The organism is Actinomycetes bacterium, assembly GCA_036510875.1.
GTDB lineage: Bacteria > Actinomycetota > Actinomycetes > Prado026 > Prado026 > DATCDE01.
The window spans coordinates 1-9,792 of sequence record DATCDE010000330.1 but is presented as its reverse complement, the minus strand read 5'-3'; the positions used below and the strand labels follow the sequence as shown (position 1 = coordinate 9,792).

General features: G+C 71.9%; 16 protein-coding genes. 10 read left to right on the top strand and 6 right to left on the bottom strand.

Translation table 11 applies throughout. The features are described 5' to 3' along the window. The 3 genes from VIM19_19215 to VIM19_19205 all read left to right on the top strand — a co-directional run. Positions 1 to 346, top strand: a 346-nt coding sequence (locus VIM19_19215; protein HEY5186974.1) for a VOC family protein, incomplete at its 5' end; no start/stop codon positions are given. Between the two features lie 24 nt (positions 347 to 370). Further along, positions 371 to 937: an NYN domain-containing protein gene (locus tag VIM19_19210; protein HEY5186973.1), complete on the top strand. Its 567-nt coding sequence runs from the start codon at positions 371 to 373 to the stop codon at positions 935 to 937. After that, complete coding sequence (locus tag VIM19_19205; GenBank protein HEY5186972.1) at positions 934 to 1,146, top strand: hypothetical protein; 213 nt, start codon at positions 934 to 936, stop codon at positions 1,144 to 1,146. Before VIM19_19210 ends, VIM19_19205 begins: the two co-directional genes overlap by 4 nt. Positions 1,147 to 1,707: 561 nt before the next feature. Here VIM19_19205 and VIM19_19200 read toward each other — a convergent pair. The 3 genes from VIM19_19200 to VIM19_19190 form a co-directional block, all read right to left on the bottom strand. Beyond that, positions 1,708 to 2,103 carry a TlpA disulfide reductase family protein gene (locus VIM19_19200; GenBank protein ID HEY5186971.1) on the bottom strand — a complete coding sequence of 132 codons (396 nt, stop codon included), beginning with the start codon at positions 2,101 to 2,103 and terminating at the stop codon, positions 1,708 to 1,710. Positions 2,104 to 2,228: 125 nt separating this feature from the next. Continuing rightward, positions 2,229 to 2,666 (bottom strand): cytochrome c biogenesis protein CcdA, encoded by a 438-nt coding sequence (locus VIM19_19195; GenBank protein HEY5186970.1) that lies wholly within the window; start codon positions 2,664 to 2,666, stop codon positions 2,229 to 2,231. Positions 2,667 to 2,668: 2 nt separating this feature from the next. Next, positions 2,669 to 3,007, bottom strand: coding sequence for a cytochrome c biogenesis protein CcdA (locus VIM19_19190; protein HEY5186969.1), 339 nt, complete (start codon positions 3,005 to 3,007; stop codon positions 2,669 to 2,671). Between the two features lie 175 nt (positions 3,008 to 3,182). Between VIM19_19190 and VIM19_19185 the strand changes: the two genes are divergently transcribed. Genes VIM19_19185 through VIM19_19175 form a run of 3 tightly spaced genes read left to right on the top strand, consistent with a single transcriptional unit; the run spans position 3,183 to position 4,822 of the window. Beyond that, a complete protein-coding gene (locus VIM19_19185) occupies positions 3,183 to 3,515 on the top strand; it encodes a rhodanese-like domain-containing protein (protein HEY5186968.1) in 333 nt (110 codons plus the stop codon). A gap of 28 nt (positions 3,516 to 3,543) precedes the next feature. Beyond that, positions 3,544 to 3,915, top strand: a complete 372-nt coding sequence (locus VIM19_19180; GenBank protein ID HEY5186967.1) for a rhodanese-like domain-containing protein — start codon at positions 3,544 to 3,546, stop codon at positions 3,913 to 3,915. A 28-nt stretch (positions 3,916 to 3,943) separates the two neighbouring features. Then, a complete protein-coding gene (locus VIM19_19175) occupies positions 3,944 to 4,822 on the top strand; it encodes a sulfite exporter TauE/SafE family protein (protein ID HEY5186966.1) in 879 nt (292 codons plus the stop codon). Here VIM19_19175 and VIM19_19170 read toward each other — a convergent pair. After that, positions 4,819 to 5,322 (bottom strand): Lrp/AsnC family transcriptional regulator, encoded by a 504-nt coding sequence (locus tag VIM19_19170; protein HEY5186965.1) that lies wholly within the window; start codon positions 5,320 to 5,322, stop codon positions 4,819 to 4,821. The two genes, VIM19_19175 and VIM19_19170, sit on opposite strands and share 4 nt — an antisense overlap. 95 nt (positions 5,323 to 5,417) lie before the next feature. Here VIM19_19170 and VIM19_19165 point away from each other — a divergent pair, with 95 nt between their 5' ends. The 4 genes from VIM19_19165 (at position 5,418) to VIM19_19150 (ending at position 9,258) form a co-directional block, all read left to right on the top strand. After that, positions 5,418 to 6,599, top strand: a complete 1,182-nt coding sequence (locus tag VIM19_19165; protein ID HEY5186964.1) for a PLP-dependent aspartate aminotransferase family protein — start codon at positions 5,418 to 5,420, stop codon at positions 6,597 to 6,599. 119 nt (positions 6,600 to 6,718) lie between these two features. Then, on the top strand, positions 6,719 to 7,609 hold the full coding sequence (locus VIM19_19160; GenBank protein HEY5186963.1) for a zinc ABC transporter substrate-binding protein: 891 nt from the start codon (positions 6,719 to 6,721) through the stop codon (positions 7,607 to 7,609). Next, on the top strand, positions 7,606 to 8,376 hold the full coding sequence (locus VIM19_19155) for an ABC transporter ATP-binding protein (protein HEY5186962.1): 771 nt from the start codon (positions 7,606 to 7,608) through the stop codon (positions 8,374 to 8,376). Before VIM19_19160 ends, VIM19_19155 begins: the two co-directional genes overlap by 4 nt. A gap of 3 nt (positions 8,377 to 8,379) precedes the next feature. After that, positions 8,380 to 9,258, top strand: a complete 879-nt coding sequence (locus tag VIM19_19150; GenBank protein ID HEY5186961.1) for a metal ABC transporter permease — start codon at positions 8,380 to 8,382, stop codon at positions 9,256 to 9,258. Here the strand turns inward: VIM19_19150 and VIM19_19145 are convergent. Then, positions 9,215 to 9,580, bottom strand: coding sequence for a hypothetical protein (locus VIM19_19145; GenBank protein HEY5186960.1), 366 nt, complete (start codon positions 9,578 to 9,580; stop codon positions 9,215 to 9,217). The genes VIM19_19150 and VIM19_19145 overlap by 44 nt on opposite strands. An 84-nt stretch (positions 9,581 to 9,664) precedes the next feature. Beyond that, positions 9,665 to 9,792: winged helix-turn-helix domain-containing protein (locus tag VIM19_19140; protein ID HEY5186959.1), on the bottom strand; the 128-nt coding region annotated here is incomplete at its 5' end.

The window sequence follows — 9,792 nt, the reverse complement described above, 5'->3', positions numbered from 1 at the left end:
GCAGAGCCGGGACCTGGAGCGAGCCACCGCGTTCTACGCCGCCGTCTTCGGCTGGCGGTGGGAGCCGGCCGGTGACGGCTACCTGGTGGCCAACCTGGACGCCAAGCAGGGCGAGGACAAGAGCAACGCGGGCGCGATGGCCATGCCGGCAGCCGCGCCCGCCGAGGCGCCATCCAGCTGGATGGTCTACTTCGCGGTCGAGGACTGCGACGAGTCGGCGGCCAGCGCCGAGCACCTCGGCGCCTCCGTGTTCCTGCCCGCCATGCAGATGGGGCCGGGCCGGTTCGCTGGGCTGGTCGACCCCACCGGGGCGATGTTCCTCCTCGGCTCGTTCCAGGCGGCCTGACCGGCCGAGTCCTACAGTGCCGCTATGGAGACCGCGGCCGAGAGAGTGACCTACCTGCTCGTCGACGGGGAGAACATCGACGCGACGCTGGGGGCCAGCGTCCTCGGTCGGCGTCCGAGCCCGGACGAGCGACCCCGCTGGGACCGGGTCAGGGAGTTCTCCCAGCAGGTGTGGGACCAGCCGGTGAAGGCGCTGTTCTTCCTCAACGCGAGCTCCGGACAGATGCCGATGGCCTTCGTCCAGGCGTTACTGGCGCTGGACTACCGGCCGATCCCGCTGGCCGGTGGGTCGCAGGAGAAGGTCGTGGACATCGGCATCCAGCGCACCCTCGAGGCGATCGAGCAGCGCTACGGCGACGTTCTGCTGGCCAGCCACGACGGCGACTTCCTCCCCCAGGTCACGGCCCTGGCCGGCCAAGGCCGGCGGGTCGGGATCCTCGGGTTCCGCGAGTTCGTCAACGCCGGGTTCGCCGACCTGGCGCCCGGCGTCCAGCTGTTCGACCTCGAGGACGACGTCGACTGCTTCACCGGCATCCTGCCCCGGGTCCGGATCATCCCGATCGACAGCTTCGACCCGGTGCGGTTCCTGTGACGCCGCCGCCGGGCTCGAAGCCGAACGCGCCGGTGGAGGTGCTGCGCCGGTGGGAGGACACCGGCGCGGTGTGGCGGCTGCTGTCCCGTCGCGGGGACCTGGTGGAGATCGCGCTGCTCACCTGCAGCGCCGGCGAGGAGGTCGGCCGGCTGGTCAGCGCCGACCCGGACCTGCTGGCCTTCGTCGGCACCCGCACCGGCAACGAATGACCACCCCCTCCTGCGGGAGAGGGGCGGCACGGTAGCGGCACCGGCCCACGACTACTTGGTGTCCGCAGCACCGCAGCCTCCCAGGCGCTCATGCCGCCCTGGACGTCGTAGACGTGCTTGAAGCCCATCGAGTTCATCAGCGCCGTGGCCTGCCCGCTGCGGCTCCCGGTGTGGCAGTACACCAGGGAGGTCTTGTCGTTGTTCAGCTTCGACAGCTGCGCGGCGAAGTCGGACGCCTCGAAGTCCACGTTGGTGGCCTCCGGCACGTGGCCGCCCCCGAACTCAGCGGGGGTCCGGACGTCGAGGACGAGGAAGCCGGGGTTGCTGGCGTTGTTGCGGAGCAGCTCGTAGGCCCGACCGGGATGACCGGGATGACCGGGATGACCGGGATGACCGGGGCGGACAGCGTGGCGGAGTCGGCCGCCTTGACGTCGATGCCGAAATCGGTCTTGATCCGCTCCTCCAGCTGGGCCTGGGTGAGCATCCCGGCGAGAAGTCGACCTGCTTGCCCGTCTTGTCGTAGAAGGCCGTGACCGGCAGGCCCTGCGTCCCATACGTCGACTACAGGTCGGACGCCGGTGCGGCACCGATGTCCTTCGCCAGCGAGAAACCGGCCCCGCTCAGCGAGAAGCGCCTGGCCATGGCCGCGCCGTCCCCGGTCTCGCTGGTGTTGACGTCGATGAAGTCGACCTGGCCCTTGGTCGCCTTGGCCACCTCCACGAAGCCGGGCAGCTCCTCGTTGCAGTACACGCACCAGGACGCGAAGAGGTTGACCACGACCGGGCGCCCGACGTGGTCCGCCAGCCGTAGGTGACCCGTACCGGTGAGCGCGGGCAGGTCGAAGGCGGTCTTGTCGGCACGGTAGCCGTCGGCCGTGGTGGTGGCTGACGAAGCGCCGGTGCCGCTGCGGAGTGCCACCGCGGCGACCCCGCCGAACAGGGCCACCGCGGCGACCACGACCCCGCTGGCGATCCAGCGCCGTCGGGTCTGCTCCCTGGCGGCCTCACGGGCCCGGCGGCTGTTGGCCGACCGCTCGTTGCCGGAGCGGGGGCGGGCTTCGTGGTCACTGGCAGTTCCCTTTCCTACCCGAGGTGGAGGAGGCCACCGAGTCCGACGGCGGCCAAGGTGTTCTGGACGGCGGTGGTGACGAGCAGCATGCGGTTGACGGAGAGCAGGATCCCGAAGACCCCCAGGAGGACGGCCGAGGTGGCCGTGAGCGCGGTGAAGTGGCGCTTGACGAAGCCGAAGCTGCCGGACATCCGGTCGAGCGCCAACGCGGCGGCCAGGAACGGCACGGCCAGGAACGGCACGGCCAGGCCGGCCGAGTAGGCCAGCAGCAGTGCCCCGCGCCCGGCCTGGCCGGTGCTCGCGGCCAGCGCGAGCACGCTGGTGAGCACCGGGCCGATGCACGGCGTCCAGCCGAACCCGAACGCGACGCCGGCCACCGGCGCGGCCAGCGGACCGAACCGGTCCAGCTTCGGGTGCCAGCGCTTCTCCTGGTACAGCCACGGGGACCGCAGGATCAGCGACGCCCCGAGAACAGGGCCATGTCCGGCACCACCAGGCCGGAGAGCCGGGTGAGCATCAGCCGGTTGCTGGCCAGCGCCTGCCCGGCCGCGGTCACCGACAGGCCGAGCAGCACGAAGACCGCCGTGAAGCCGAGCACGAAGCCGCCGGCGGTGGCGAGCACCCGGCGCAGCCGACTGCGGCCGCCCTCCTGGATGGTGTTGCTGTTCAGTCCGGTGACCACGGACAGGTACGCCGGGACCAGGGGCAGCACGAAGGGCGACGCGAAGGAGACCAGGCCGTCGGCGAACGCGGCGGCGACGGTGATCTCGATGGCCGCGACACGGGTGCACACCTGGCTGATGAACCGTAGGAGGATACCCCCGGGCGTATCTGTGACCGAGCCGCGGCGCGGCCTGGACCGACCCTGCGAAGCACCGGCGCGGCGTTTGTGTCAAAGGCTCTGCGGCAGGTATCTTGACGCTCTACCTATACCCCGAGGGGTATCTCCCAATTCCCGGAGGATCTGCGTGCTTCCCGAGGTGGACCTGCGGTCGTTCGCCAGCGCCCACGCCCACGACGCATTCGTCATCGACGTGCGGGAGCCGTACGAGTACATGGCCGGCCACGTCCCCGGCACCCAGCTCATGCCCATGGGGCAGGTGCCGCACCTCGTCGCCGAGCTGCCGACCTCCGAGCCGGTCTATGTGATCTGCGCCTCGGGGAACCGCTCGCTCACCGTGGCCAGCTGGCTGCAGGGTCGTGGGATCGCGGCATACTCGGTGGCCGGCGGAACCGGTGGCTGGATGGCGCTGGGCCGGCCGGTGGTGAAGGGGTCGCACGCCGACGAGTCGGTGGCCTGACCCGGCGCTCCACGAGGAGGTCACCCGCGTGCGGATCGGTACGACAGCGAGACGCCGGCTGGCGCGCCCGTACGACACGGTGACCGCCCCGGTGGCCGCCTCGCTCCTCGAGGACGGCGCCGTCCTGGTGGACGTCCGCGAGCCGCACGAGTGGCGGGCCGGCCAGGTGCCGAACGCGCAGCACATCCCGCTGTCCCAGCTGTCCGTTCGCAGTCGCGAGCTGCCGGCCGGCCTCCGGGTCGTGACCGTCTGCCGGTTCGGGCTGCGCTTCGCCCGGGCCGCCGCACTGCTGGCTCGGGACGGCCGGCTGGTCTCCAACCTGGCCGGGGGTATGCGCGCCTGGGCGCGCGCCGACCTGCCCATCGCCGCCCAGGACGGCGGCGTCGGGCGCATCGCCTGATCCACCCACGCTTTCGAGAGGACTCCGCATGCTGCTCATCGCCCTGCCCGTCGGCCTGGTCATCGGGCTGTCGCTGGGCGCCCTGGGCGGCGGCGGATCGATCCTCACGGTGCCCGCGCTCGTGTACCTGCTGGACCAGGACCCGCACAGCGCGACGACCGGCTCGCTGATCATCGTCGGCATCACCGCCTTGTCCGGCTCGATCGCGCACTCACGGGCCGGCCGGGTCCGGCTGGCTCAGGGCCTGGTGTTCGGGATCCTGGGCGTCGCCGGCTCGTACCTGGGCAGCCGGCTGTCGGCGAGCGTCGACCCGCAGGTGCTGCTGACGGCGTTCGCCGGCCTCATGGTGGTGGCGGCCGGCGCGATGTACCAGCGACTGCGGGCGAGCCGGGCCGTTGCGGTCAGCGCGCCTGCCGTGGTGGTGACGGTGCCGGCGGCCGAGGCGGTCGGCGGCGCCGCGGAGACCCCGCCCGTCCGCGCCACCGCCGTCCGGACCGATGTGCGCTGGTGGGTCAGCCGGCGCCCGGCGCCGAAGGCGGCGCTGAGGGTGCTCGTGGCCGCGAGCGTCGTCGGGCTGCTCACCGGGTTCTTCGGAGTCGGGGGCGGGTTCGTCATCGTGCCGGCGCTGGTGCTGGCCCTCGGCTTCGAGATGCCGGTGGCCGTGGGTACCTCGCTGCTGGTCATCGCAGTGAACAGCGGCGCGTCCCTGCTCGTACGGCTCGGGGGCGACGTCCGGCTGGACTGGGGCCTGATGGCGCTGTTCACCGGGGCGGCTGTCATCGGCTCGATCGCCGGCAACCGGGTCGCCTCCAAGGTCGACCCCGCCAAGCTGTCGGCGGCCTTCATCGTGCTCATCCTCGTCGTGGCCGGCTACACGGCCGCGCGCAGCATCCCGCTCCTGTTCTAGTCACGAAGGACGCCCCGGCCCTGCATCACCTCGAAGACCAGGTGGGTCTCGGTGTGCCGGACCGCCGGGTGGACGGTCACGTGCTCGAGCACCAGGTCGCGCAGCGCCTCCGGCGAGACCACGGCCACGTGCAGCAGGTAGTCGTCCTCACCGGCCACGTGGAAGGCCGTGATAACCCCCGGGATCGAGCGCAGGGTCTGGTGGAAGCTGTGCACGTGCTCACGGTTGTGGCTGCCCAGCCGGACCTTGATCACCGCCTGCAGCGGGTAGCCGAGCATGGTCAGGTCGAGCTCGGCGTGGAAGCCGGCGATGACGCCGGACTGCCGCAGCCGCCGGACCCGGTGGATGCAGGTGGACTCGGCCACCCCGACCTGTGCGGCCAGGGTGGCGTTGGTCAGCCGGCCGTCGGACGCCAGCGCGCTGAGGATGGCCAGGTCGGTGCCGTCCAGCGGGACCGCCGGGACCGGCGGCGGAATCCTCGGCGGGGTGGGTGCGGCCACATCGGCACCTCCATGATCCACGCGAGAGTGGGCCTACGACCGAGGAATCCTCGCACCTGCTTGTGAGGGAGCGCAATACCTTGCACGCTCATGTCATGGATGAGCGGCATCTTTCTCTCGACACACTGGCCGTCCACGCCGGACGGGAGGACTTCACCGCGCTGGGCGTGCACGCCCCGCCGATCGACCTGTCCACCACGAACCCGCTGCCGGACATCGAGCTGGGCGGGCGCTCCTACGAGTCGATGGCCGGCGGGGGCCATCCCGACCCGGACGGCGGCGCGGTGTACGCCCGACTGTGGAACCCCACGGTGGCTCGGTTCGAGTCCGGGCTGGCCCGGCTCGAGCACACCGAAGAGGCCGTGGCGTTCTCCTCGGGCATGGCCGCGATGACCGCGGTCGTGCTCGCCGCCATGGCCGAGTCGGGCGGCCGGCACGTGGTCGCCGTCCGCCCGCTGTACGGGGGCACCGACCACCTGTTCGGCAGCGGTCTGCTGGGCACCGAGGTGACCTTCTGCCATCCGCACGAGATCGCCGACTGCGTGCGGGACGACACCTGCCTGGTCGTGCTCGAGACCCCGGCGAACCCGACCCTCGAGCTCACCGACATCGCCGCGGCGGCGCAGGCCGCGGCCGGGCGGCCGCTGCTGGTGGACAACACCTTCGCCACCCCGGTCCTGCAGAACCCGGTCGACCACGGCGCCGCGCTCGTGCTGCACAGCGCGACCAAGTACCTCGGCGGGCACGGCGACGTGATCGCCGGCGTGGTCGCCACTGATGCCCAGTGGGCCGCCGCGCTGCGCCGGGTCCGCGCGGTGACCGGGGCGCTGCTGCACCCGCTGGCCGGCTACCTGCTGCACCGCGGGCTGCCCACCTTGCCGCTTCGGGTCCGGGCCCAGCAGTCCGGCGCGGAGAAGCTCACCGGTTGGCTGACCTCCCACCCGGCGGTCGAGCGGGTCTACTACCCGGGCCTGCCCGAGTGCGACCCCGACCAGCTGGTCGGCCGCCAGCTGCGCGGCCCCGGTGCCATGGTCGCCTTCGAGCTGGCCGGCGGCTACGCCCAGGCCGCACAGGTGACCGAGCGGGTGCGCCTGTTCACCCATGCGGTGTCCCTGGGCGGGGTGGACTCGCTGATCCAGCACCCGGCGGCGCTGACCCACCGCCCGGTCCCCCCGGAGGCGCGTCCGGCCGCGAACCTGCTGCGGCTGTCCACCGGCCTGGAGAATCCGGACGACCTGATCGCCGATCTGGCGCAGGCCCTGCACGGCGCCGGCTGACCGCGGGAACCACCCGCCCCGGAACAATTTGGGGATGAACGTCGTTTTCAGCTGCCAGGGTGAGACACTGCCACCCGGTCGATGACGGGAGTCCCGTGAAGATTCGCCTGGCTGCCCTGATGGCCGCCGTCCCCGTGCTGCTGGCCGCGTGCTCGTCCGGTCCGTCCACGTCGTCGGCCACCGGGTCGTCGGACTGTCCGGTCACCCCGGTCACCGTGGTGGTCAGCGTCAACCAGTGGGGCGACATCGTGAGCCAGCTCGGCGGGAGCTGCGCGAGGGTGCAGACGATCGTCGCCAGCTCGGCGGTCGACCCGCACGACTTCTCCCCCAGCCCCTCGGACCTCGCCAAGTTCACCGGTGCCGCGCTCGTCGTGGTCAACGGGGCTGGCTACGACACCTGGGCCACGCAGGTGCTGGCCACGGTCTCCCCCAGGCCCGCCGTGGTCGATGCCGGGAACGTGGTCGGTGTGTCCTCGGGGGCCAACCCGCACCTGTGGTACAGCCCCGACTACGTGACCAGGACGGCCGACGCCGTCACCGTCGAGCTGCAGGCGCTGGCGCCCAAGGCCAGTGCCTACTTCGCGGCTCAGCACACGGCCTGGCAGGCGTCGATGAAGCCGTACTTCGACGTGATCGCGTCGATCAAAGCGGCGGCGGCCGGGAAGACCTACGGCGCGACCGAGTCGATCTTCGACTACATGGCCGTGGCGCTGGGGCTGGTGAACAAGACCCCGCAGGGCTACCAGAACGCGGCGACCAACGGCAGCGAGCCCGCCCCCGGGGACGTGCTGGCCTTCCAGCAACTGCTCGCCAGCCGGCAGCTGGACGTGCTGATCTTCAACACCCAAACGGTGGGGGCGGTCCCGGACCAGATCAGGCAGGCGGCGACCAGCGCCTCGGTGCCCGTCGTCGCCATCACGGAGACGGTGGCTCCCGGCGCGACCTCCTTTGTCGGCTGGCAAGTCGCCCAGCTGACAGCGCTGGCCAAGGCGCTCGGGGTGTCCGCGTGAGCGGGGCCGGGCCGCTGCTGCACCTGCACGACGTGAGCGTCGCCCTCGGCGGGCGCACCATCTGGTCGGACGCCACCTTCGAGATCCCGATGGGGGCCATGGTCGCCATCATCGGGCCGAACGGCTCGGGCAAGACCACCCTGCTGCAGCTGCTGCTCGGGCTCATCCCCGCGGACAGTGGGTCGCTCGAGGTGCTCGGGGCGACCCCCCGGCGCGGCAGCTCGCAGATCGGCTACGTGCCGCAGAACTACACGGCCGCGAACGGGGAGGCACTGCGGGCGCGGGACCTGGTCATGCTCGGGCTGGCCGGACGGCGCTGGGGACTGCGGCCGACGAGTCCGGCCGACCGGGCCCGGGTCGACGACGCGCTGCGCGCGGTGGACGCCTTCGAGTTCTCGGACCGGCGGATGTCCGAGCTGTCCGGCGGCCAGCAGCAGCGGGTGGCCATCGCCCAGGCGCTGGTCAGCGACCCAGCCGTGCTGGTGCTCGACGAGCCGCTGGCGAACCTCGACCTGCGCAACCAGCGCGAGATCGTCGCCCTGCTGGCCGACCTGCGGGCCTCCCGAGCGATCGGCGTGCTCGTCGTCGTCCACGACCTCAACCCGCTGCTGTCCGTGCTCACCGGCGCGATCTACCTGCTGGACGGCCACGCCCACTACGCCGGGGTGGACGCCGTCGTCAGCGAGGAGCTGCTCACCCACCTGTACGGGACCCGCGTGCGGGTCGTCCGAACGGCGCAGGGTGACCTGTTCACCAGGGGCGGCTGACCGATGAGCGTCCTCGCCGCCTTCCAGCCGGACTGGCTGACCGTGCTGCAGGCCGGCTTCATGCGCAACGCGTTCATCGCCGGCAGCATCGTGGCGCTCGCTTCGGGGCTGATCGGCTACTTCGTCATCGTCCGCGGCAGCGCCTTCGCGACGCACGCGCTGGCGCACATCGGCTTCCCGGGCGCGACCGGCGCGGTCCTCGTGGGGGCGCCGATCACGGCCGGGCTGCTCGTCTTCACGCTGGGTGGCGCACTGGCCATCGGGGTGCTCGGCAAGCGGGCCGCCGAGCGGGAGGTCGCCACCGGCACGGTGCTGGCCTTCGCCACCGGCCTCGGCATCCTCTTCGGCACGCTGGCCACCCGCAGCGCCAACACGGTCACCAACGTGCTGTTCGGGAACCTGCTGGCCATCGCTCCCGACCAGCTGGTCGTGTTCGGTGCTTTCATGCTCGTGCTCGTCGTCGTCCTGGCGGCCGTGTACCGTCCGCTGCTGTTCGCCTCAGCCGACCCGCAGGTCGCCGAGGCGAAGGGGGTGCCCGTCCGGGCGCTCGGGGTCTTGTTCATGGTGCTGCTCGCGCTCGTCATCACGATGGCGGTGCAGGTCGTCGGGACGCTGCTGCTCTTCGGGCTCGTGGTCACCCCCGCGGCCACCGCGTTCATGGTCACGGCCAGGCCGGGAGCGGTCCTGGCCGTCGGCTCCGTGGTCAGCCTGCTGTCGGTGTGGATCGGCCTGGTGCTGTCGGTGATGTTCAACCTGCCGCCCAGCTTCTTCATCATCTCGGTCGCCACGTTCGCGTGGCTGGTGACCTGGGGCCTGACCAGGCGAGGCAGGCGTGGGGTCAGCGGGAGCGCCGGCGCAGCCGGGGCAGCAGCGACGCACTGACCGCGGCAGCAGCGCGCAGCCCCAGTGACAGCGCGTCCGCGAGGAACGGCAGGCCGAGGTCCCCTTCCGGATGCCAGACGAAGCCGTCGAGGAACAGCCACGCCATGGCGGCTACCAGCAGCGCGCCGACCGGCGTCGTCCGCCAGCTGGGCAGGAGAACCACCAGGGCGCTCAGCGCGATCGCCGCGACCCCGGACGCCTGCCCGACGACGCCCGTGGCGAGCAGCAGCGCGAGGAACGCGGGCAGCAGGACGAGAGAGGCGGGGAGCCTTGCCGACGTCGGCTCCGCAGCGGTCCGTACCGGTGACACAGCTGTGGCCATGCAACCAGCACACCCCGAGTCGGCTCAGCTGGGTGGATGTGCTGTCAGGTCCTTGACGCGTCGACGGCTGATCTTGACGCGGGCTCAGGGCTGCGGGCCGACCTCGAGCCGGTAGCCCAGCCCTGGCTCGGTCCGCAGGTAGCGCGGTCGGCCTGGCTCGGGCTCGAGCTTGCGCCGCAGCTGGGCCAGGTACACGCGCAGGTAGTGCGTCT